The organism is Gemmobacter sp. 24YEA27 (assembly GCF_030052995.1).
Lineage (GTDB): Bacteria > Pseudomonadota > Alphaproteobacteria > Rhodobacterales > Rhodobacteraceae > Pseudogemmobacter.
This window is the reverse complement of record NZ_JASJPW010000004.1, coordinates 56,151-75,952: the sequence shown is the minus strand read 5'-3', so window position 1 is coordinate 75,952 and position 19,802 is coordinate 56,151. Positions and strand designations below refer to the sequence as shown.

Below are 19,802 nucleotides of genomic sequence, written 5' to 3'. Positions count from 1 at the left end.
AGCCAGGCCTCAGGCGGCGGCAACCGCCGCATTGATTGCCTCAAGCAACCGTGTGGCTTCGGGCTTTTGCAACACCAGTGGCGGGCGGATCTTGAGAATGTTCGCGCCAGGTCCGGTGGCGCTGATCAGCACACCATTGCGCCGCAGATGGTTGACGATATGGCCCGCAAGCCGGGCATTCGGTTTGTTCGTGCTCTGGCTCTCGACACATTCCATCGCCAGAAACAGCCCTGCCCCCGCACGTCACCGATATCATCGCGTCCGCGTGCAATCTCTGAAAGTCCCTGCTTCAGAAAGGCCCCGATCTCGCGCGCGTTTTGCTGAAGCCCTTCGGTTTCGATCACATCAAGCACCGCCATTCCGGCAGCACTGGCCACAGGATTGCCGCCGAATGTGTTGAAATAGCGGGCTTTCCCGCCGAATTCCGCGACGACTTCCGGGCGGATCGCCGCGCCTGCAACGGGGAAACCATTGCCCATTGGTTTGCCCATCGTGACGATGTCAGGCGTGATGCCATGCCGCTGGAAGCCCCAGAAACAATCCCCTGTGCGGGCAAAGCCTGGCTGCACCTCATCGGCGATGAAGAGACCGCCTTCGGCGCGGATCAGGTCGGCGGCCGGTTTCAGAAAGCCCGCCGGATCAGGGTAAAGCCCGTCACTTGAGAAAATGGTGTCGACGATGAAAGCGGCGGGCTCGATCCCCTCCGCGCGCATCTCTGCGATGGCTTTTGCCAGATCCGCCGCCAGTTTCGCGCCCTGTTCGGCGGGCGGGACAAACAGAGCATTGGGCGCATCGATCAGGCGCACCCTGGCGCCCCTCTGTACGAATCCACCCAGCGAAGGAGAGAATTCCGATACCGACTCGGTCAGCCCGTGATAGGCCAGCCGGGTCACGATCACCCCCTGGCGCCCGGTGTAAGACCGCGCGATACGCAGTGCGAGGTCATTGGCCTCTGACCCGGTGCAGGTGAACATCATATGCCCGAGCTCGGGGGCATGGTGGCAAGCAGCCTCTCGGCATAGCTGACCACGCCCTCATGCAGATAGCGGGTATGGGTGTTGAGCGTGGCAAGCTGGCGGCTGACCGCCTCTACCACTTTCGGATGGCAATGGCCAACAGAGGCCACATTGTTATAGGCATCAAGCCAGGCATTGCCCTGGGCGTCGTAAAGCCAGACCCCCTCGCCCCGCACAAGATGGAGCGGTTCTTCATAGAACAGGCGGTAAGCCGGCCCAAGCGCTTTGCCGCGCCGTTCGATCAGCGCAAGATCCTCAGGGGCAAGACCAGCGGTCCGCGTCGGATCAAAAGCATTTACCATGGTGGTATCGGGTTTCATGCCGGTTTACTCCGTCGTTTTTACAGGCAGGGCGGCGCGCAGCAGCCGCGTGGTCTCTTCGGCGCCAAGATGGTCGATCACATCAAGGCCGCGCAGCGAGGCGGCGGCATTCCTCAGGATATAGGGCGCGTTTTCGGGATAACGGGCGGCGCGCCAGGAGGTAACCGCCAGCGTGGTGACATGGCGCATCCGGATCAGATCGGGGAGCAGCGCGATCTCTTCCTCCTCTGGCATCAGAACCGAGGCATAGCCCGCAACCATATCCGCGACCAGCGCAAGCGGCGCAGGACCCCGGTGATATTGTATGAGCAGGCCACCGCCAGATCACAGGCCAGCGGCGTATGAACCATATCGCCGAAGTCGATGATCCCTGTCGGGGCGCTGGCCTCAACTGCGTCGACCACCAGATTGTGCGGGTTGAAATCATTATGCACGACCCAGGCACGCAGATGCGGCAGGCGCGGGGCGATCCCGGCCTCAAAGCGGTCCAGATGGGCACAAAGCCGGTCGCGCAACCCGGTATCGCTGACCGCAGACAGCATTGGGCGCAGGCTGGCCGCCTGTTTAATGTCCCATTGCAGAACATGGCCTGCGGCCGGATGGAAGAAGCCGCGCATCCCTTTGCTCAACCGCCCCAGCAGCGCGCCTATGCGGTGATGCAGATCGGGGCCGGGCGTTGCGGCATGCAGCATTGTGCCGTCAAGCCATGTCAGCAGCCGCACGATATGCTGCTGCCCCGAAGGGCCGGTGATGATGTCCCAGGCCTCACCATTCAGCGTCTGACAGATCCGTTGCACTGGCAGATCGGGATCAATCACTGCCAGATGCATCAGCGCCGCCGTCTGCATCGCGGTGACGCTCCGGTCCTCGCTGGCATTGGTGATCTTCAAAAGCGCCTGGGTGCCGCAGGCCAGACGGATATGGAAATTGGAATCCCGCTCGGATGACAGGCTGCGGAACTGGCCGGCAATGCCGAAGGTGCGCAGGGCGATCTCTTCGGCCTCGGAGAGGGAAATGCCGGGCGGATCCTGCGAAAGCAGCAAATTGGCATCTGCCGCGCGGGCATCCGGTGCCAGAGCGGGATCGGTGGTCATCCTGAAGGGCGGCAAGCCGCCATGCGCCAGGCTGGCGCTGAGGTCGGACGGGATCTGCACGTCTTTATCCTTGTTCCTGTCTTCGGTCGCGGCCCCTCGGGGCGGCTCACACAGAGGAATTGCTGCCACCGGCGAGGCATTCGCCGCCATCCGCCACAAGGGCATGGCCGGTGATGAAAGAAGAGCGGTCCGAGCACAGGAAGAGGATCGCTTCGGCGATTTCTTCCACCCGTCCGAACCGGCCCATCGGCACCAGGGTGCCAACCACCTTCTCCAGCGCAGCCCGTCCGCCAAGCTGCGCCTCATAAGGGCCGTTAAAGGGAGTATCCACCCAGCCCGGGCAAAGCGCATTCACCCGGATACCGTCTTTGGCGTAATCCAGCGCGATCTGCTTTGTCATTGTAATGACGGCGGATTTGGTGGTGATATAGGCAAGCATGCCCTTGTCGAGGAACACCCCCGCATTTGAGGCCGTGTTCAGGATCACGCCGCCGCCCTGCGCGCGCATATGCGGCAGCGCCGCCTTGCAGGCCGCAAACTGAGCAACGACATTGATCTCATAGCTTTTGCGCATCTCTTGCGCGCCGATATCCTCCATCGCGCCCGCGATCTGAATGCCGGCGTGATTGTGAAGGATGTTCAACGCGCCCCGGTCAGCAACCAGCGCTGCGAAAACCGAGGTGATTGACGCTTCATCCGCCACATCCAGCGCGGCAGACCCTGCCTCGCCCCCGGCGTCCCGGATCCGTGCGGCGGTCGCAGCCGCAGCCGAGGCGTCGCGATCGGTCACCATGACGAAGGCGCCATTTGCCGCCAGGATTTCTGCCGATGCCGCCCCAATCCCCGATCCGGCGGCAGTCACCAGGGCGGTCTTGCCGTCCAGAAGCCTTTGCATGGTCATGCTTTGTCCCCCTCGCCTTCAACGGGCTCCCGCAGGCTGCGCTCGGTTGCGGCATCAAACAGATGGATTGCGCCGGTATCGGCAAAGAAGCTGCGGCTCTCGCCACGGGCGGGGGCGGTGCCGGGGCCAGCCGCAGGGTCACCTCCTGGCCCGCGAGATCGCCGATCACATAGACCTCGGCGCCGCAGGGTTCGATCAGCGAGGCCGGAACCTGGAAAGCCGGCCAGTCCGCCTGAAGCGGCGCAAGGTGGAAGGCTTCGGACGGATCCCAAGCAAAACCTTGCGGCCCGTCTCGCCGCGCAGATGGGCGAAACCGGCGGGAAGGGCAAAAGAAGGGCCGGACGCGACGCGGATTTCACCGCCGGCCAGCTCAGCGGGCAGCAGGTTCATCGCCGGAGAGCCGATGAATTTCGCGACGAAAGTGCTGGCCGGGCGATTGTAAAGCGTATCTGGGCTGCCGATCTGTTCGATCTTGCCGGCCCGCATCGCGACAATGCGGTCGGCAAGTGTCATGGCCTCGATCTGGTCATGGGTGACATAGATCACCGTCTGCTTTTCTTCGAGATGCATCCGCTTGATCTCGGCACGCATCGAGGTGCGAAGTTGCGCATCCAGATTGGAGAGCGGCTCGTCGAAGAGATAGACCGCCGGTTCGCGTACCATAGCGCGGCCCATGGCGACCCGCTGGCGCTGACCGCCCGAAAGTTCACGCGGCTTGCGGTTCAGAAGGTGGTCGATATGCAGAAGCTTTGCCGCACGCGCCACCTGATCGGTGATCTTCGCCGCCGGAACCTTCGCGAGCTTCAGGCTGAAGCCCATATTCTCGGCCGCCGTCATATGCGGGTAAAGCGCGTAAGACTGGAAAACCATCGCGATGTCGCGGTTCTTCGGTGACAGATGCGTCACATCCCGCGCCCCAATGCGGATTTCCCCTGCCGTTGTCGGCTCCAGCCCTGCGATCATGCGCAAAAGCGTGGTCTTGCCGCAGCCCGAGGGGCCAACCAATACGACGAATTCCCCGTCTTCGATCTTCAGATCGAGATCGCGGATGATGTCATGGGTCCCGAAACTTTTGGCGAGTCGGACGACTTCTACCTCTGCCATAGCCCTGTCCTTCCTAGAATCTTTTGGTGAAAAGGCCGCGTTCCTCGCCGATTTCGGCGGCCTCTTCGATCAGCGCCGCAATCAGGGGCGCATTGAAACTGTCGCGCATCAGCTGCGCGCGGGCGCGTAACTCAGCTGCAGAGCCGGCCCGGCCAGGGCGCAGCAGCTCGTAGGTGTCGAGCAGCATCTCCTGCGGCACAGAGGTCAGCTCGGCCGCGCGCTCAAAGTTCTCGGCCAGTTTATCGCGCCTTGCCGCACGGGCGATATCTGCCTGAAGACGCAGCACCTCGGGCGTGATCGCAAGATCCTGCGGCCCGATCCGCCCCGCCACGGCCGCATCAACGGTGAAGTCATCAAGCCCCAGGCCGCCTGGGGTACGCACCAGTTCCGGCGCCTGTTCCGAAAGCGGATAGAGATCAAGTGGAGACTGGCTCATGCGTTGCGCTCCGCGCTGGCGAAAAACATCTCTTCGGGGGCGGCTGCGGGGTCGGTCATCTCGGTCTCGATGGCGTAAAGCAAGGCCACACGCGGATGGAACCGCGCTCCAAGGGCCTGGCCGTCATTGGTCACGATGATCGGTTCAGGCAACTCACCCCAGGTCATGCGGCCCGCGTTGCGACCCATTGCGCGTACTGATCAAGGCGGACCAGAGGCGCATTGGAGAAAAGCTCCAGGTTCATATGCGGCAGCCGGTCTTTCTGGTGAATGATCGCGGTGCCCTTGGCCTGGATGCCGATGCCGAACCCCGATCCCGCCAGCCGGGCCGCCGTCAGCCCGAGGAAAGAGGTATCCGCTGTGTGGCGAATGCGGACGACACGCGGCAAGGCCCCGCCTTCGAGAATACCCTTTGTCAGGGCATCCAGCACATCGCTCACGGCGTGGCCGGCGGTGGTCTGGTGCAGCCTCTCGCCGAAGGCCGGAGAGATGCCGATCACCACCTCATGCGGATCACGGCCCGGAGCGGCCTCGCCGATCGGTAGAATTGCGCGGCGCCCGAGGGGGCCTGGTGGCGGCCCTCGCCGGCAAGGATATGATTGCGGTTGATTGTTCCCCGCACCGCTTTGACGCGGTTCCACCGGTCTTCGTCCATGTGGTAGCCGGTGCCCGGGCCGGAATAGCGTTCGGGTCGTTGACTGCCGATACGACGCGTCCGTCACGCACGATGGCCGAGGTCTGCAGATAGTCACCGCTGACGCGCTGGCGCAGCATGGACATCAGGTTTTCCGCCATCTCACGATGCCCGCGCAGTGCCAGAGCACGCACCACATCAAGCGCGGTAAGGCCGCGGGCTGCGATGTCCTGGCTGATCTGGAGCGTGCGCAAAGGCGAGAATGTCTCGGTTTCATTCGAGCCAGAGCATGGATCACGCTTTCGATCATCTCCGCCCGGCCTCCGCAAGGCCCAGCTCGTCCAGCACATCGGCCAAAGCCAGGACCGCCTGACGGCGCAGGGCCAGTGCCGTTGTCTCTGCAACCGGAGCCAGCCCGCCATCGGCCTGGAAGTCGCGTTGCAGGGTCAGATAATCCTCCAGCTCTTCGGCGTTGAACAAGGAGGGATTGAACGAATTGTCATAGGCGCGGATCGAGCCGAACCCTGAGGTGATCAGGTCGGATCCTGCCAGCAGATAGGGCGTGATCTTCGCGCCGATCCTGACCTCGGATTCCGAGGTTTTGGTGTCATTCCCGGAGGCGCATTCGAGGCCCAGCCAGACCGCCAGCAGGTTTTCCGCCATCAGTTCGCGCACGCCGCCGGGCATAGAGGCGGTCAGTGGTGCCCCATCGACGCCGCCATTCTGCGTGCCCTGCACACCCATGGCGCGTTGCAGACAAAGGCAGCGCGCCTCAAGATAGAGGACCGAGCATTTCTCGTGAAAGCCCATCAGCAGCTCTGACCCGGCGCCCGACGTGCAGCGCGCCTTGATGCCGCGCGAGGCATAGGCTGCGGTCAGGAAAGTCTTGGACCAGGGTGTGTCATCACCGTCGACGAAGCTGCGCTCAGAACCGTAGACCGAAACCGTCTCGGCGTAGGTGCAAGACCCGCAAGACCGATTTTCAGTTCCTCAGCCTCTTCGATGGAACATTGGAACAGGGTCGAACCGCGCCCCGAGGCCGCGCCGACGGTGCAGGCCAGCGCATTGGCCCATGCGTTGCCCCGCCACCCGCATTGTCGTCTCGATCTCGTCAAAGCCAAGCGCAACGGCAATGGCGCTGTCTGCCGCCAGTTGCAGCGGGTCATCCTTGGCATTGGTCACATGCGCCTGATTGCCGGGGCTGTGGCGCTGGCGCATCTTGGAATAGGCGAAAGTCGCCTCCAGCATCGAAAGCCGCCCGACCACCTCGGCCAGCTTCGCGGGCGTCATGCCGCGCGCCAGCCGCTCCAGCTCTTCACGCGGCACGTTCACATCGACCAGCATCCGGGCGATCGGGTGCTGTCGAGGGCCATCGCCTCGGGCGCAACGGCAACATCGAGGTGATGCGCGGCGATGAAGGCGTCGAGAATGTCGAAATCCGCAGCCTTGCGGCCATCCATCTCTAGGATTTCACCTGCCGCGCCCAGCACGAGACCCGGCACAGGATCCCAGGGGGAATGGAAAACGGAAAAGCCATGTTCCGGGTTTTCCTCTGAGAAGCTGTCAAGCCGCAGAGGACGCTGGTCCCATTCCAGCATGCGCTTCCAGCGTGGGTCCGACCGGCATCCATCTTCATTTCTCTTTCATGATGCGCAGGAGGAGCACGGTCAGGGCCACGACCGCAGCCAGCAGAATGAAGGACACAGCCGCCGCCTGGCCGATATCGAGAAAGCGAAAGCCCAGCCTGTAGGCATAGAAGCTGATCGTTTCCGTGACTTTGCCCGGACCGCCCTGGGTCAGCATATAAATCAGGTCATAGCTCTTCAGCGCGGTGATCAGGCGGATCAGCACCGTCACAAGGATCACGGCTTGAGCATGGGCAATGTCACCCAAGGATCAGAGGATCTGCCACGAGCTGGCGCCATCGATCCGGGCCGCCTCGACCGGGTCCTGGGGCAGCGATTTAAGCCCGGCATAAAGCATGATCAGCATGAGCGAGGTCTCGTTCCAGATATCAACGAAGACCACTGTCGCAAGGGCAAGATCGGGATCTCCGAACCAGCCCTGTTCGGGAATGCCGACTTGCGACAGTACCCAGTTGATGATGCCCAGATTGGGGTTGAACATCAGCCGGAACATCAGCGCCACCGCGACGGGCGTCATCAGGATCGGCAGCATCAGCACGACCAGATAGAAATTGCGCATCTTCAGCCAGGGCTGGTTCAGCAGCAGCGCAAGCCCGAAGGCGATCAGAAACTCCAGCACGACGACGATCACGGTAAGCTTCATCGTCACCCATGAAACGCCGGCGAATTCCTCGCTCATCATCAGGGTGTAGTTCTCGAACCAGACCAGATCACCCATGCCATAGGTGATGATATATTCGTGCAGGCTGAGCCAGAGCGAGTAAAGCAGCGGCCCCGCCACCACCAGCGCCAGCACGAGGATCGTGGGCGTCATGAAAAGCAGTTTGTAAAAGCCGACAGAGAAGCCGTCGCGGCGGGAACTGTTCGGGGTGGCGCGTGTCATGTCTTCGGGCATCCGTCGCTGGGATCGGGTGTCACGGCCCGGCAAAGGCGGGCCGCGACATGTTACAGGTTCCGCTTATTTCAGCAGGGGATCGCCGCGGGTCAGACGCGCGAGCTTGTCTTCCGCATTGGCGATGGCGGTCGCCGGATCAGTGTTATTTGCCAGAACATCGCCCATCACCTCGGCGAAGACCTCGACAAGCTGGGTTGCGCGCGACATCACAGGCAGGCCCTTGGCATGGGCAAGGGCGTCACCGACCGCGCCCATCGCCGGCCAGCGCTCCAGATAGGCCGCATCGTCATAGATCCAGGCCTGGGTCGGCTGTCCGCCGCCATAGCGCGCTTCATCGCGACATCTTTCGATTCCGCCCATTTGATGAATTCCCACGAGCAGTCGGGATTGGTCGCGTTGGACGGAATTGCCCAGCCCCAGCCGCCAAGCAGGCTGTCCTGGCCTGGCATCCGGGCAAAGGCCATCTTGTCGACAACCTGGCTTTCCTTTGGATCCTGAAGCGTCGGCATCAGGAAGAGAAACTGGATTGCCATGACGGCTTTATCCTGTTTCAGCGCATTGGCCACATCGTCAAAATTGGCCCCGAGCGCGCCCGGCTGGGCGGCATTCTTCATCAGATCGGCATAGATCGTCACCGCCTCGATGGCCTCGGGAGAGCTCAGTGCCGGCTCCCAGGTCTCACGGTTGTAGAAATCGCCGCCAAGCGAGAAGAGGTAATTGGTCGCCTCCATCACCACCGGATCGGCGCGCTGACCGGACATGGCGACACCGGCCTTGCCGGTAAACTCGCCCGCCCATTTCGCCAGTTCGGCATATTCCTGCAGGTTTCGGGCAGGCGCCAGTCGCGGCCAAATTTCTCTTTATAGCCAGCCTGGAACTCTGCGCTGTCGGTGATGTCTTTGCGGTAGAGCATCCCATCGCATATTGCCAGAAGGGCAACATATAGGTGCTGCCCTTGACATGGCCATTCACCTCCATCAGCGCCGGATAATAGGCCGAGGTATCGACACCGTCCGCTGCGATCCGGTCATCGAGCGGCAGGATCCAGTTTGCAGTGACAAACTCTCCGGCCAGTAGCTGTCGACCACCAGCACATCATAGGAGCCGGACGAAGCCGTAAGGCTTGGCACCAGCTTTTCATGCATCAGCGAGTAATTCACCGCTTCCAGATTGAGCTTTGCACCGGAGAGAGCGCTTCGAATTCAGGCGCGACTTCCAGAAGTGCGGTGCTGTCGGGCACGGTCTCCAGCAGCAGGTTCAGCGTCTTGCCCTGGCAGACGGCGGCCGCATCAGCCAGCGCCCCGAGGTGGTCATCAGAAGCGCGGCAGTTATACCGAGCCCGGTTTTCGTCAAACGGGTCATTTCTATCTCCTTGTTGGTGTGTGTCAGGGCTTTGCCCTTGTTTTATTTTGGGGCTCAGCCCTTCACCGCGCCCGTGTTCAGCCCCGAGACGAGGAAACGGCGCATGGCAAAATAGAGGACAGCCATGGGCAGCATGGCGAGGATCGTCGCGGCACTGACCGCACCGATCGCTGTGCCCTGCTGCGTTACGAGGCTCGAAATAGCGACGGGCAGGGTTTTCGACTCATTGCCGGAAAGCATCAGTGCGAAGAGAAACTCATTCCAGCTGAGCACGAAGCTGAGGATTGTGGCGGCGCCGATACCGGGCAGAAGGGCCGGCACGATGATCCGGACAAAAGCGGTGAATGGTGTGCAACCATCGATCAGCGCTGCCTCGTCAAGCTCTCGCGGGACGCGCTTCATAAAGCTCATCAGCAGCCAGACCACATAGGGCAGATTGAAGGCCAGATAGGTGATGATCAGCCCAAGATGGGAATCGGTCAGCCCGATATCTTTGAAGATCAGGAAGAACGGGATCACCAGCACGATGGGCGGCATCATCTGGGTCGCAAGGATGATCACCGGCATTGCCTTGCCGCCAGCCTGATAGCGGTCGATTGCGTAGGCCGCCAAAGCCCCGATCACCACCGCCAGCACGGTCGAGGCCAGAGATCACCAGCGAAGAGTTCACCAGACTAGTTCTCGATCGGAAGAAGAAGATTTCCGAAGTCATCTCGGAGAGCAGCTTGTAGAGAAATTCGGAGGTCGGAACAGAGTGTCCGGTAACAAGAAGAAGCCAGCAGCTGATAGCCAGCACCCCAAACGAGGTCCTGAGCACAAAGCAGCGGCAAAAGCACCACCAGCTGCAAAAACCGAGGATTGCATGGGTCAGAAGACGCTGGACGAGAGAGGTTGCATCCGCGATGCCTGTAATTTGTATTTTATAACAGATAACGATCTTGCAAAGAGTCCGCTGGTCTTGTCACTGAAATTCGCAAGACTTGCGGTGATGATGAGGGAAATGCCCGAAGTCACCGCGAAGCAGTTCTGCCAACGGCGAATACCCCCGCCAACAGCGGGGGCCTCGATAGGCGTGGATCAGAACAAGGGGTAAACTGCGATCAGCGTGCAAACCGGGGATCTGGTGGTTCAATGCGGTGATGCGGTAGTCAGGGCGCAGCTCTCCTGCAGGGTCGGGTGCCCCAGAGGCAACAGCAGCGCAACACGCATCCCGGCACTCTGCGCCGCCCTCACTCCTGTCAGGCTGTCTTCAACTGCAAGAATTTCCGCCGGTTCAACGCCGGTCAGCTCTGCGGCGAGAAGATAGGGCTCGGGCGCCGGCTTGCCCTCGCGGACATCGTCAAGTGAGATGGTGCCGCGCATGATCTTGTCGATTTGCAGGGCGGCCAGATTGGCATCCACGACCTCGCGATCAGAATTGGAGGCGCAGACCTGGATCACCCCGAGCGCATCCAGCGCCCGCACCACAGCCACCGCACCGGGAATCTCAGTCAGGCTGCCCGCCCCCGCCGCATAATTGAGGTTAATTTGCCGGTAAAACCCTGCCTCGGTCAGCCCCTCTTCCAGATCGCCCCGAATGGCCTGCCAGACATCGCGCAGATGAGTGCCAACAAATGTGCTTTCCGGCAGAGCGGACAGATCAAGGCCATGCGCCGCGCGTCGCAGCAACGCCCGGTGATGCAGCGGCTCACTGTCGATCAGGGTTCCGTCGATATCCCAGGCAATCGCCTTCCAGGGAAAACCCGTCACCACTGCGACCCGTCCAGGCGGCGATAGAGATCACGGAATGCGGCATAGCCCTCGTCGTAGACTTTCCTATTGCCGGCGGGTCGGGGGTGAAAAGCCGGTCCTGGCTGGTAAAAGCGGTGATCCCACCCCACTCTGCGGCACCAAGCCCGACCGCCGCGTCCATGCCGCGCCCGGCAGGGAGCCCGGATGCCCGCCAGGCCGGTGCAGCGTTCCCCGAGCACATCGGCGACAATCCCCATCCAGACCGAGGATTTTGCGCCGCCATCCGAGACCATGAAGCGCCGCGTCTTCTTATGCCGACGCGGAAAATCTCGATATGGTGGCGGATCGCATAGGCATAGGATTCAAGGATCGCCCGCCAGATATGGCCCAGATCATGTGACAGCGTCAGCCCGTTCAGCGCGCCACGTGCCGCCGGATCATGCAGCGGGGTTTTCTCCGCCCAGCAGATAGGGCAGGAAGGTAAGCCCCATCGCTCCGCGGGCCGGCGTGTCTGCCGCCAGCGCATCAAGTGCTGCATGACGCGAGCCATTGAGCGGAGCGATCCCGGACGCAAAGGTGTCCACGACCAGTTCAGCACCGAACCGCCGGTCGACATGCAGCCATTGGGCATCCAGAGGCCCGGAATCAGATGGTAATCGAGAAAGAGGCGCGGGTCCGGGCTCAGCACATCGGTTGCGGTCAGGATATCCACCGCGCCGCCGAATTTCAGCAATACATCGCCGCCAGAAACCACACCGGCCCCAAGACATGACGCGATCATATCCGCGGCGCCACCGATGACGGGGTGCCCTCGGCCAGACCAGTCGCCGCCGCCGCGGCAGCGGTGACACTTCCGAGCACGGCCGAGGAGGCAATCAGCGGCGGAAGCAGATGCGGCGGAATCCCGGTCATCGCCGCCTGGGCAAGATCGACCCTGCCCGAAGCGACATTGACGATTCCCGCCTCCAGCGCCAGTTCTGTTCGACCGCCGCGACGCCGGTAAGGCGGAAATTGATATAGTCATATGAACCAAGCAGCACCTTTGCCGGGCCAGAATCTCGGGTTCATGGCGGGCCAGCCAGCGGATCTTGGCCCCCACAAGCTGCTGATTGACGCCGCAGCCTGCGGCTTTCAGGAAAACCGGCTCGTCAATCTCGCGCTTCATCTCCTCGACTTCTGCGCCGGCACGCCCATCACTTTGCTGGATCGAGCGGCGCAGCACCGCACCCGTCTCATCCAGCAAAACCGTGGCAGGCAGCATTCCGGCCACGCCGATGCCTGCAATATCAGCGCCGGAAATTCCTGCGGTTTCCAGAAGCTCGGGATCAGATCGCAGCAATTCGCCCACCATTGCGCGGGGTCTTCCTCGGCCCAGCCCGGCTTTTCAGCATAAAGCGTGACAGGGCGCGAGGCGAGCGCCAGCACTTTGCCCGCAGTATCCGCGAGGATGCCGATGGTCGAGGTTGTGCCGATATCAAGGCCGAGAAAGACAGTCATTCAGAAGATCCGCTGCGCAGGGTTTCGGGTCAGGCAAGGATCACCCGTACCCCGGCCCCTTCCAGCACAGAGGCCAGATCCGGGGGTGGGGGCGCATCGGTGATCAGGGTGGAAAGTTCCGCCAGGGAGGCGATCAGCACCGTGGAGACCCGGCGGAACTTTGTGCTGTCCAGCAGCAGCACACGTTCGCCGAGCGCTGCAGGAAAACCGTCTTCACGGCGGCTTCCTCGGGCGAGTAGTCAAACACACCTTCGGCCGTCATCCCGGAGGCACCGAGCAGCGCGACGTCGAAATAATAGCGCGAAAACCCGTCAACAGCCTCGGTGCCGGTCAGCGACATTTCTTCGGCCCGGATCACGCCGCCGCTCATATAGACAGAAAGCCCGGCCCGGGCCATCGCCTGGCCGGCGCGCATGCTGTTTGTGAACACCCGCATCTGTGGCTGCGGGCCCGCAGCAGCAACCGCGCGCGCGGCGGCAAGAACAGTGGTGCCCAGATCAAAGGCAAGCGCATTGCGACCCGCCACATGGCGCGCGGCGGCAAGAGCGATCCGGGCCTTACGGTCGGCATTCTGCCGGGCGCGGGCCTCGAAAGCGGGCTCTATATCATCGATCACGGTCAGCGGGCCGCGGCTCAGACCGATGGCGCCACCATGGACGCGCTCCAGCAAGCCGTCACGTTCAAGCTCCGCAAGGTCGCGGCGCACGGTCATATCTGAGACGCCGAATTCATGGGCCAGATCGGTGACCGTAACCGAGCCCCCTTCATTCAGCCTTTCAAGAATGCGGACCATGCGGGCCTGAGCCGGGGCGCGGGCAATCCCGGTCGCTGGCTGTGGCGCTGATGCTCCGTGGGGTGCGGGCTCAGGGGGTTCGGTGGCAATCATCTGTTCGGGCGTATCATGTCCTGGCCTGATCCTTTTCGGGGTATGGGTATCGTATTCCCGGGCCCGTATCACATCGCGCCAGGAATCTCCCGGCCTTTCCATGTTTTGCCTGCACAAGTGCTGCGCCACAAGGTCGGAGCGGCGCATGATCGATCAAATCAAAACATATAAATCGCAAAAATCGAACATACTCAAACATTATTCTTGCGTCAGCCTGAAAGTTTTGTTTGATTTCTGCCATCAAGGGAGATTCCAAATGCGTGCAGATCAGCTGGCCGAGCAGCAACACCCGGGCCTTGGCGGCAAGCGGGCCTTCGTCACCGGCGCTGCGACCGGGATAGGGTTTGCGATTGCGAAGGCGCTGGCAGCGCAGGGAATTCAGGTGGTGATTGCTGACCTGAACCTTGAGGCGGCAGAGGCTGCGGCGGCATCGCTCGGCGCTGGTCATCATGCTGTCAGAATAGATGTGCGCGAACGCGATTCGGTTCAGGCTGCATTCGACCAGGCGCTGGAACTGGCTGGCGGAATCGAGATCTGCATCGCCAATGCCGGGGTATCCACCATGCGCGCGGCCGTTGATCTGACGGACGATGACTGGGACTTCAATATGGATGTGAATGCGCGCGGCGTCTTTCTGACAAACCAGATCGTTTCGCGCTATTTCCTGCGGCAAAGCCGTGGTGTCATTGTCAACACTGCCTCCCTGGCGGCCAAAATTGGCGCCCCTCTTCTGGCACATTACTCTGCCTCGAAATTCGCGGTGGTCGGCTGGACCCAGGGCCTTGCCCGGGAACTGGCGCCGAAGGGCATTCGGGTGAATGCGGTTTGCCCGGGTTTTGTGCGTACCTCTATGCAGGAGCGCGAGATCCTCTGGGAAGCCGAACTGCGCGGCATGACCCCCGATGAGGTCGAGCAGGATTACATCCGCCAGACGCCGCTCGGCCGGATCGAGACACCAGAGGATGTCGCAGGCGTTGTCGTCTTCCTTTGCTCGGATGCGGCCCGCTTCATGACCGGCCAGGCGATCAACGTGACCGGCGGCGTTTACACGACCTGATCCCTCCTCCGTCACGCGTGTTCGGTAATGTCCGATCCCGCATCTTTCACATAAACGCCCGGGAATGAGGCTCTTTTGACAGCGATCACACTCGACAGTATCAGCCGCGATTATGGCAGTGGCGTGTTCGGGGTCAGGGATGTCTCCCTCACCATCGGCGAAGGCGAGTTTATGGTGCTTCTGGGCCTTCGGGCTGCGGAAAATCCACGACGCTCAGAATGATCGCCGGGCTGGAGGAAATCACCTCGGGACGGATCCGGATTGGCACGCGCGACGTGACCGAGCTTGCGCCGCGGGACCGCAACGTCGCCGTGGTGTTCCAGAGCTACGCCCTTTACCCACATATGTCAGTGCGTGAAAACATGCGCTTTGGCATGAAGATGCGCGGCACACCTGTCGCAGAGCAGGACAGACGCATCGCCGAAGCCGCGGCAATCCTCGGGCTGGAACCCTACCTCGACCGCCGGCCCGGTGCGCTTTCAGGGGGCCAGCGCCAGCGTGTAGCGCTTGGACGGGCCATGGTGCGCGAGCCGGATGCCTTCCTGATGGATGAGCCACTGTCCAATCTCGACGCCAAGCTGCGCGGTGAGATGCGCCAGGAGCTGGTGAAACTGCATCGCCGTCTTGGCAAGACCATGGTGTTTGTCACCCATGACCATGTCGAAGCCATGACGATGGGTGACCGCATCTGTATCATGCGGGATGGCCATATCGAACAGGTCGGCCCACCGCTTGAGGTCTACGCCAACCCGGCCAATACATTCGTGGCGCAGTTCCTTGCTTCACCTGCGATGAACCTCATCCCGGCCAGCCTGACCGGACATGGGACAGAGGTCTTGCTGAAAGCCGGGCCTCTTGAGGGCGCGCTGCCGCCGGCCCAGGCCACGCTTTATGCAAGCGCCGCGCAGGAACCGGCCATTCTGGGGCTGCGCGCCGAGGATATCCTGTCTGAGCCCGCTGCCGGCACCTTGCCGGTCACCGGCAAGGTTGTGGTGCGCGAAGCGCTTGGCGCCGAAAATCTGATCGGCATCGAGACGGAAGCAGGCGTTGCGATTTCGGCGCGCACCGGGCGCCATTTCCTGCCCGCATTCGGCGATCAGGTCACGCTGCACGCCGATATGGCGCAGATGCATCTCTTCCGTGGTTCGGATGGCAAGGCCTGGCCCAGGCGGGCTACGCCATGATGCGCCGGGTGTTGTCGCATCTGGGGCTGATCCTTGCCTGCCTGATTGTGCTTTTGCCGATCCTCTGGGTGTTTCGTACCTCGCTGGTACCGGAACATGCCTCTTATTCGAGGGAGGTTTTTCCCGCAGTCACGCTGGACAATTACCGGGCGCTGTTTGCCGAGAAAAATTTCGGCCGCAACTACATGAATTCCCTGATTGTCGCCCTGCTTTCGGTGGTGCTGACGATGCCGCTGGCCGCCATGACGGGCTATGCCTTTGCGCGGTTCCGCACCGGCGGGCGCTTTGCCCGTTTCGCCACGCTGGCAAGCCAGATGCTGCCGCCGGTGGCGCTCGCGCTGCCGGTTTTCATGCTGTACCGCGTCGCCGGCCTCACCAATTCGCTGACCGGCCTCGTGCTGGTCTATTCCGCGATCAACCTGCCTTTTCTGACCTGGATCCTGATGGGGTTTTTCGAGTCGATCCCCGAGGATCTGGAGGGTGCCGCCATGACGGATGGTGCCACCCGCTGGGGCGCGTTCTGGCGCGTGGTTCTACCGGTCGCCGCGCCAGGAATTATGGCGGCGGCTGTGCTGGGGTTCATCCTGTCCTGGAATGAATTCCTTTTCGCGCTGATCCTCGGCGGCTCAAAAACCGCCACGGTTCCGGTGGCACTTGCCGCGCTGCAAACGTCAAACGGGGTGCAGATCTCACAGGTTTCGGCCGGCGTCTCGCTTGCCATTCTGCCGCTGCTGATCGCGGTGAGATTCATCCAGAAATACCTGGTTCAGGGCCTGTCATTCGGCTCGGTTAAATAAGTCCACTCAAGAAGACTATTTGCGAAAACAGAGAGGAAAAAAGATGAAATCCAATGCTTTCCTTGTCGCAGGCAGCCTTGCTGCCGCATTCTGGGCCAGCACTGCACTGGCCGATGGCGTGACGCTTCGCGCCCTGATGGAAGACGTCCCGAAACAAAAATCATTGAGGCTCTGCTGCCCGAATTTGAGGCCGAAACCGGCATCAGGGTCGAGTTCGAGAAGGTTGGTTACGGCGATATGCATGACAAGCTGGTGGCACAGCTTGTCGGCGGTGAAAGCTACTACAACCTCCTTTCGGTCGATTTTCTCTGGGCGGGGGAGTTCCCGGCGGGCGGCTGGCTGGAAGACCTGAACCCCTATGTCGCAAAGACCGGCTTCGACATGGCCCCCATTATTCCCGCCATGCTGGATCTGCTGGGCCGCACTGACGCGGCGATGCCGATCCTGCCGATGTACAACTACTCGATGGGTCTGATCTATCGCAGCGATCTGCTTGAAATCGCGGATCTGGCCGCGAAATATCAGGCGGCAACCGGCAAGGCGCTGGCGGCGCCCGCAACGCTGGAAGACTATGTTGCCATCGCGAAATTTATGAAGGCCGAGGGCGGCGTCAACGGCGCCGCGATGCAGGGCCAGCGCGGTGACCCCAATTCGATGGAATTCTCCAACTATCTCTTCGCGGCGGGGGGCGACTATCTGGCCGCCGATGGCAGCGTTGTGCTGAACTCTGACAAAGGCCGGCAGGCGCTTGGCTTCTACACAGATATGATCGCAAACGCGGCCCAGACCGGCGCGCTTTCTGCCACGCTTGACGATACGATGCGCCTGATGTGCGCCGGCGAGAGCTTCTCGATGGTCACCTATTGGTGGATGTTGCCGCAGATCGACAATGCAGAGACCTGCCCGAATGCGGCGGGCAAGCTGTCAATTTCGGTGATGCCGGGCGGCCATGGCGAAAGCGGCGGCTGGGGCTGGGGCATCCCGAAGAACATCCCCGACGAGCAGAAAGACGCGGCCTGGACCTTTATCTCCTGGGTGCAGTCGAAAGACATCTCGGCGAGGCGCGCACTGGAAGGCCATGCGCCGGTGCGCTCGGACACTTTCGAGGATGCTGCGGTTCTGGCGAAATACCCCTTCTATGCCCAGGCCGGGGAGATCGTGGCATCCGGCAAAAGCTTCCCGATCTTTACCTACACGCCGCAATATCAGGATGTGATCGGCACCCAGATCTCGCTGGCAGCAAGCGGCGATGCCACGGCTGAGGCCGCGCTGGAGGCTTCGGCGAAAGGCCTTGAGGAACTGCTCGCGAAGTAACCTCTGTTTGCCTCCGGGCCCGTCCGGGTCCGGAGGCCCCATAACCCCCTGGAAGGAGCGCTCCATGAGCGTGATTGCAAGAAACAGGATCCGTGCCGGCTGGAGCTTTGCCGCGCCTGGCCTTGCCATGCTGGCGCTGGTGATGGGGATTCCGCTGTTTTATGCGCTGGCAATCTCGCTTTCCACCATGACAATGATCCGCCCTGATCTGCATTTCGCAGGGATTGTGAATTTCGCGAAGATCATGTCGGAACCGCTGTTCTGGCACTCGCTATGGCTGACGCTGCGCTATTCGGTTGCAGCGGTGATTGGCGAGTTCATCATCGGCCTCGGACTCGCATTGATGCTGCGCCAGGTGTTCGCGATGCGAGGCTTCTACTTCGCAATTCTCACTCTGCCTATGGCGATGTCGCCGGTGGCGGTTGCTTTGATCTGGCGGATGCTTTTGCAGCCCAATCTCGGCATTATCAACCAGAGCCTGGCGGCGATGGGCCTGCCGATGATCGACTGGCTTGGCGACAGCTCCCTCGCGCTTTCCACGCTGATCTCAATCGATATCTGGCAGCAGACCTCCTTCGTCGTGCTGCTGCTTTCCGCAGGCCTCGCCTCGCTGCCGCGCGAACCTTATGAAGCCGCCGAAGTTGATGGGGCCGGGCCGTTCCAACAGTTCTGGTATATCACGCTGCCGCTTCTGCGCCCCGTCTCGGCCATCGCCATCGTGATCCAGCTGATCAATGAATTCCGCACCTATGATCTGATCTATGTGCTGACCAAGGGCGGCCCTGGGGTTTCGACCGAACTGCTGTCCTTCTTTGCATATAAGCGCGCGTTCCAGGGGCTTCAGGTCAATGAGGGCAGCGCGGCCGCCTTCCTGCTTTTGCTGATCATCCTGGTGATCACCGTTTTCTTCTTCTGGCTGCTTGAGCGTCGGAAGACCTGAGCGCCCTTTCTTCAACCCTCTAACCCATTTCCGCCAGATCGCCGCTTGTGGCCGGCGGAGCAAGGAGACTGATATGACAAAATTCGCCCAGCTTTTCCCGGGGATCAGACCAGTCATTGCGATGGTTCACCTGAACCCGATGCCCGGCACCCCCCTTTACGATGCCGATGCAGGTATCGAGGGGATCTATCAGGGCGCATTGAAGGATCTGGAGGCGCTCCAGGCGGCCGGTGTCGATGCGGTTATGTTTGGCAATGAAAATGATCGCCCCTATGAGCTGAAGGTCGATATCGCCACGACTTCGGCGATGGGTTTCGTGATCGGTCGCCTGCGTGAAAAGATCCAGAAACCCTTTGGCGTCAATGTGCTCTGGGATCCCGACAGCACCGTGGCCCTGGCGGCGGCGACCGGCGCCTCCTTTGTGCGTGAGATTTTCACCGGCACCTATGCCTCGGATATGGGGCCCTGGACCCCGAACGCCGGTCGGGCGATGCGCCGGGCACGCCAGCTGGACCGAAAGGACCTGGTGATCCTGAACAATGTCTCTGCAGAATTCGCGGCCTCGCTTGACAGCCGGCCGCTTGCAGATCGTGCGCGTTCGGCGGTCTTCTCATCGATCCCGGATGCTGTGCTGGTGTCCGGTGCGATAACCGGTGAATCCGCAAAGATGATCGATCTGGAATCGGTCAAAAAGGTCCTGCCTGATACGCCGGTTCTGGCCAATACCGGCGTGAAACATGCCACCGTCGAGGATGTGCTGAAGATCGCCGATGGCTGTGTTGTGGGCTCGTCGCTCAAGCTCGACGGTCACACCTGGAATGCGGTCGATCCCAAACGCGCGCAGGAGTTCATGGATATTGTTCGCAAGATGAGGCGCTGAAGCGCGCCGCGGGGGCCGGCAGATCCGGCCCCCGGCAATCGGCCCGGCGCGCGGGCGGGGCACGAGAGGGTGCCCGCAACGGCCACCTCCGCTTCTCCTCCTCCATTCC

At 61.7% G+C, this 19,802-nt stretch carries 25 protein-coding genes and 5 pseudogenes; 8 read left to right on the top strand and 22 right to left on the bottom strand.

Annotated features, from left to right (window positions below):
• Window positions 1-9: 9 nt before the first annotated feature.
• The 16 genes and pseudogenes from QNO18_RS21510 to QNO18_RS21430 form a co-directional block, all read right to left on the bottom strand.
• Window positions 10-1,336: pseudogene (locus tag QNO18_RS21510) on the bottom strand (aspartate aminotransferase family protein).
• A 6-nt stretch (window positions 1,337-1,342) separates the two neighbouring features.
• Entirely contained in the window at window positions 1,343-1,597 is a 255-nt protein-coding gene (locus QNO18_RS21500; RefSeq protein WP_283179545.1) for a hypothetical protein, read from the bottom strand.
• Window positions 1,570-2,490: a phosphotransferase gene (locus tag QNO18_RS21495; RefSeq protein WP_283179544.1), complete on the bottom strand. Its 921-nt coding sequence runs from the start codon at window positions 2,488-2,490 to the stop codon at window positions 1,570-1,572. The genes QNO18_RS21500 and QNO18_RS21495 overlap by 28 nt, the downstream gene beginning before the upstream one ends.
• Window positions 2,491-2,536: 46 nt before the next feature.
• Window positions 2,537-3,331, bottom strand: a complete 795-nt coding sequence (locus tag QNO18_RS21490) for an SDR family oxidoreductase (protein WP_349293924.1) — start codon at window positions 3,329-3,331, stop codon at window positions 2,537-2,539.
• 244 nt (window positions 3,332-3,575) lie between these two features.
• A pseudogene (ugpC, locus tag QNO18_RS21485) lies at window positions 3,576-4,435 on the bottom strand (sn-glycerol-3-phosphate ABC transporter ATP-binding protein UgpC); the annotation flags it as partial.
• Between the two features lie 13 nt (window positions 4,436-4,448).
• Window positions 4,449-4,871 (bottom strand): diol dehydratase small subunit, encoded by a 423-nt coding sequence (locus QNO18_RS21480; RefSeq protein ID WP_283179542.1) that lies wholly within the window; start codon window positions 4,869-4,871, stop codon window positions 4,449-4,451.
• Window positions 4,868-5,038 (bottom strand): hypothetical protein, encoded by a 171-nt coding sequence (locus QNO18_RS21475; protein WP_283179541.1) that lies wholly within the window; start codon window positions 5,036-5,038, stop codon window positions 4,868-4,870. Before QNO18_RS21475 ends, QNO18_RS21480 begins: the two co-directional genes overlap by 4 nt.
• On the bottom strand, window positions 5,035-5,370 hold the full coding sequence (locus tag QNO18_RS21470) for a glycerol dehydratase reactivase beta/small subunit family protein (protein ID WP_283179540.1): 336 nt from the start codon (window positions 5,368-5,370) through the stop codon (window positions 5,035-5,037). Before QNO18_RS21470 ends, QNO18_RS21475 begins: the two co-directional genes overlap by 4 nt.
• A complete protein-coding gene (locus tag QNO18_RS21465; RefSeq protein ID WP_283179539.1) occupies window positions 5,367-5,525 on the bottom strand; it encodes a hypothetical protein in 159 nt (52 codons plus the stop codon). Before QNO18_RS21465 ends, QNO18_RS21470 begins: the two co-directional genes overlap by 4 nt.
• 285 nt (window positions 5,526-5,810) lie before the next feature.
• Window positions 5,811-6,523 (bottom strand): annotated as a pseudogene (locus QNO18_RS21460) (propanediol/glycerol family dehydratase large subunit).
• Window positions 6,495-7,102 (bottom strand): annotated as a pseudogene (locus QNO18_RS21455) (propanediol/glycerol family dehydratase large subunit). Before QNO18_RS21455 ends, QNO18_RS21460 begins: the two co-directional pseudogenes overlap by 29 nt.
• A 34-nt stretch (window positions 7,103-7,136) precedes the next feature.
• The gene (locus QNO18_RS21450) at window positions 7,137-7,370 is read right to left on the bottom strand and encodes a hypothetical protein (RefSeq protein WP_283179538.1); all 234 of its coding nucleotides are present in this window, start codon (window positions 7,368-7,370) and stop codon (window positions 7,137-7,139) included.
• A 30-nt stretch (window positions 7,371-7,400) separates the two neighbouring features.
• Window positions 7,401-8,033, bottom strand: coding sequence for a sugar ABC transporter permease (locus QNO18_RS21445; protein ID WP_283179537.1), 633 nt, complete (start codon window positions 8,031-8,033; stop codon window positions 7,401-7,403).
• 75 nt (window positions 8,034-8,108) lie between these two features.
• On the bottom strand, window positions 8,109-8,252 hold the full coding sequence (locus tag QNO18_RS21440) for a hypothetical protein (RefSeq protein ID WP_283179536.1): 144 nt from the start codon (window positions 8,250-8,252) through the stop codon (window positions 8,109-8,111).
• Window positions 8,252-8,887, bottom strand: coding sequence for an extracellular solute-binding protein (locus QNO18_RS21435; RefSeq protein WP_349293933.1), 636 nt, complete (start codon window positions 8,885-8,887; stop codon window positions 8,252-8,254). The genes QNO18_RS21440 and QNO18_RS21435 overlap by 1 nt, the downstream gene beginning before the upstream one ends.
• A 574-nt stretch (window positions 8,888-9,461) precedes the next feature.
• Window positions 9,462-10,031, bottom strand: coding sequence for a carbohydrate ABC transporter permease (locus QNO18_RS21430; RefSeq protein WP_283179671.1), 570 nt, complete (start codon window positions 10,029-10,031; stop codon window positions 9,462-9,464).
• 130 nt (window positions 10,032-10,161) lie between these two features.
• Between QNO18_RS21430 and QNO18_RS21425 the strand changes: the two genes are divergently transcribed.
• Window positions 10,162-10,500, top strand: a complete 339-nt coding sequence (locus QNO18_RS21425) for a hypothetical protein (protein ID WP_283179535.1) — start codon at window positions 10,162-10,164, stop codon at window positions 10,498-10,500.
• A 35-nt stretch (window positions 10,501-10,535) separates the two neighbouring features.
• Here the strand turns inward: QNO18_RS21425 and QNO18_RS21420 are convergent, their stop codons facing one another.
• The 5 genes and pseudogenes from QNO18_RS21420 to QNO18_RS21400 all read right to left on the bottom strand — a co-directional run bounded on the left by QNO18_RS21420 (window position 10,536) and on the right by QNO18_RS21400 (window position 13,428).
• Window positions 10,536-11,156, bottom strand: coding sequence for an HAD family phosphatase (locus QNO18_RS21420; protein ID WP_283179534.1), 621 nt, complete (start codon window positions 11,154-11,156; stop codon window positions 10,536-10,538).
• Complete coding sequence (locus tag QNO18_RS21415) at window positions 11,095-11,919, bottom strand: FGGY-family carbohydrate kinase (RefSeq protein WP_283179670.1); 825 nt, start codon at window positions 11,917-11,919, stop codon at window positions 11,095-11,097. The genes QNO18_RS21420 and QNO18_RS21415 overlap by 62 nt, the downstream gene beginning before the upstream one ends.
• Window positions 11,916-12,050 carry a hypothetical protein gene (locus tag QNO18_RS21410; protein WP_283179669.1) on the bottom strand — a complete coding sequence of 45 codons (135 nt, stop codon included), beginning with the start codon at window positions 12,048-12,050 and terminating at the stop codon, window positions 11,916-11,918. Before QNO18_RS21410 ends, QNO18_RS21415 begins: the two co-directional genes overlap by 4 nt.
• A gap of 175 nt (window positions 12,051-12,225) precedes the next feature.
• Window positions 12,226-12,635 (bottom strand): annotated as a pseudogene (locus tag QNO18_RS21405) (FGGY family carbohydrate kinase); the annotation flags it as partial.
• Between the two features lie 133 nt (window positions 12,636-12,768).
• Complete coding sequence (locus QNO18_RS21400; protein WP_283179533.1) at window positions 12,769-13,428, bottom strand: DeoR/GlpR family DNA-binding transcription regulator; 660 nt, start codon at window positions 13,426-13,428, stop codon at window positions 12,769-12,771.
• A gap of 349 nt (window positions 13,429-13,777) precedes the next feature.
• On the opposite strand from QNO18_RS21400, the gene QNO18_RS21395 reads away from it, so the two are divergent.
• The 4 genes from QNO18_RS21395 (at window position 13,778) to QNO18_RS21380 (ending at window position 16,559) form a co-directional block, all read left to right on the top strand.
• Window positions 13,778-14,578 carry an SDR family NAD(P)-dependent oxidoreductase gene (locus QNO18_RS21395; protein WP_283179532.1) on the top strand — a complete coding sequence of 267 codons (801 nt, stop codon included), beginning with the start codon at window positions 13,778-13,780 and terminating at the stop codon, window positions 14,576-14,578.
• A gap of 75 nt (window positions 14,579-14,653) precedes the next feature.
• Window positions 14,654-14,800 carry a hypothetical protein gene (locus QNO18_RS21390; protein ID WP_283179531.1) on the top strand — a complete coding sequence of 49 codons (147 nt, stop codon included), beginning with the start codon at window positions 14,654-14,656 and terminating at the stop codon, window positions 14,798-14,800.
• Window positions 14,797-15,762, top strand: coding sequence for an ATP-binding cassette domain-containing protein (locus QNO18_RS21385; RefSeq protein WP_283179530.1), 966 nt, complete (start codon window positions 14,797-14,799; stop codon window positions 15,760-15,762). The genes QNO18_RS21390 and QNO18_RS21385 overlap by 4 nt, the downstream gene beginning before the upstream one ends.
• Entirely contained in the window at window positions 15,759-16,559 is an 801-nt protein-coding gene (locus QNO18_RS21380; RefSeq protein ID WP_283179529.1) for a carbohydrate ABC transporter permease, read from the top strand. The genes QNO18_RS21385 and QNO18_RS21380 overlap by 4 nt, the downstream gene beginning before the upstream one ends.
• A 15-nt stretch (window positions 16,560-16,574) precedes the next feature.
• Here QNO18_RS21380 and QNO18_RS21375 read toward each other — a convergent pair whose 3' ends face one another.
• Window positions 16,575-16,802: a hypothetical protein gene (locus tag QNO18_RS21375; protein ID WP_283179528.1), complete on the bottom strand. Its 228-nt coding sequence runs from the start codon at window positions 16,800-16,802 to the stop codon at window positions 16,575-16,577.
• On the opposite strand from QNO18_RS21375, the gene QNO18_RS21370 reads away from it, so the two are divergent.
• The 3 genes from QNO18_RS21370 (at window position 16,719) to QNO18_RS21360 (ending at window position 19,693) form a co-directional block, all read left to right on the top strand.
• Window positions 16,719-17,873: an extracellular solute-binding protein gene (locus QNO18_RS21370; RefSeq protein WP_349293932.1), complete on the top strand. Its 1,155-nt coding sequence runs from the start codon at window positions 16,719-16,721 to the stop codon at window positions 17,871-17,873. The two genes, QNO18_RS21375 and QNO18_RS21370, sit on opposite strands and share 84 nt — an antisense overlap.
• A 64-nt stretch (window positions 17,874-17,937) precedes the next feature.
• Window positions 17,938-18,813, top strand: a complete 876-nt coding sequence (locus QNO18_RS21365; RefSeq protein ID WP_092904238.1) for a sugar ABC transporter permease — start codon at window positions 17,938-17,940, stop codon at window positions 18,811-18,813.
• A gap of 73 nt (window positions 18,814-18,886) precedes the next feature.
• Window positions 18,887-19,693, top strand: coding sequence for a BtpA/SgcQ family protein (locus QNO18_RS21360; protein ID WP_283179527.1), 807 nt, complete (start codon window positions 18,887-18,889; stop codon window positions 19,691-19,693).
• The last annotated feature ends 109 nt before the right edge of the window (window positions 19,694-19,802 follow it).

What these genes read in the sequence shown, in the direction of transcription:
- QNO18_RS21500 (WP_283179545.1), bottom strand. Translation starts at nt 1,597, where the DNA reads ATGGTTGCGGGCTATGCCTCGGTTCTGATGCCAGAGGAGGAAGAGATC.
- QNO18_RS21490 (WP_349293924.1), bottom strand. Translation starts at nt 3,331, where the DNA reads ATGACCATGCAAAGGCTTCTGGACGGCAAGACCGCCCTGGTGACTGCC.
- QNO18_RS21480 (WP_283179542.1), bottom strand. Translation starts at nt 4,871, where the DNA reads ATGAGCCAGTCTCCACTTGATCTCTATCCGCTTTCGGAACAGGCGCCG.
- QNO18_RS21475 (WP_283179541.1), bottom strand. Translation starts at nt 5,038, where the DNA reads ATGACCTGGGGTGAGTTGCCTGAACCGATCATCGTGACCAATGACGGC.
- QNO18_RS21465 (WP_283179539.1), bottom strand. Translation starts at nt 5,525, where the DNA reads ATGGACGAAGACCGGTGGAACCGCGTCAAAGCGGTGCGGGGAACAATC.
- QNO18_RS21445 (WP_283179537.1), bottom strand. Translation starts at nt 8,033, where the DNA reads ATGACACGCGCCACCCCGAACAGTTCCCGCCGCGACGGCTTCTCTGTC.
- QNO18_RS21440 (WP_283179536.1), bottom strand. Translation starts at nt 8,252, where the DNA reads ATGTCGCGCGCAACCCAGCTTGTCGAGGTCTTCGCCGAGGTGATGGGC.
- QNO18_RS21415 (WP_283179670.1), bottom strand. Translation starts at nt 11,919, where the DNA reads ATGATCGCGTCATGTCTTGGGGCCGGTGTGGTTTCTGGCGGCGATGTA.
- QNO18_RS21410 (WP_283179669.1), bottom strand. Translation starts at nt 12,050, where the DNA reads ATGACCGGGATTCCGCCGCATCTGCTTCCGCCGCTGATTGCCTCCTCG.
- QNO18_RS21400 (WP_283179533.1), bottom strand. Translation starts at nt 13,428, where the DNA reads ATGGTCCGCATTCTTGAAAGGCTGAATGAAGGGGGCTCGGTTACGGTC.
- QNO18_RS21395 (WP_283179532.1), top strand. Translation starts at nt 13,778, where the DNA reads ATGCGTGCAGATCAGCTGGCCGAGCAGCAACACCCGGGCCTTGGCGGC.
- QNO18_RS21385 (WP_283179530.1), top strand. Translation starts at nt 14,797, where the DNA reads ATGATCGCCGGGCTGGAGGAAATCACCTCGGGACGGATCCGGATTGGC.
- QNO18_RS21380 (WP_283179529.1), top strand. Translation starts at nt 15,759, where the DNA reads ATGATGCGCCGGGTGTTGTCGCATCTGGGGCTGATCCTTGCCTGCCTG.
- QNO18_RS21375 (WP_283179528.1), bottom strand. Translation starts at nt 16,802, where the DNA reads ATGCATATCGCCGTAACCAACCTTCTCGAACTCGACCCTGATGCCGGT.
- QNO18_RS21365 (WP_092904238.1), top strand. Translation starts at nt 17,938, where the DNA reads ATGAGCGTGATTGCAAGAAACAGGATCCGTGCCGGCTGGAGCTTTGCC.
- QNO18_RS21360 (WP_283179527.1), top strand. Translation starts at nt 18,887, where the DNA reads ATGACAAAATTCGCCCAGCTTTTCCCGGGGATCAGACCAGTCATTGCG.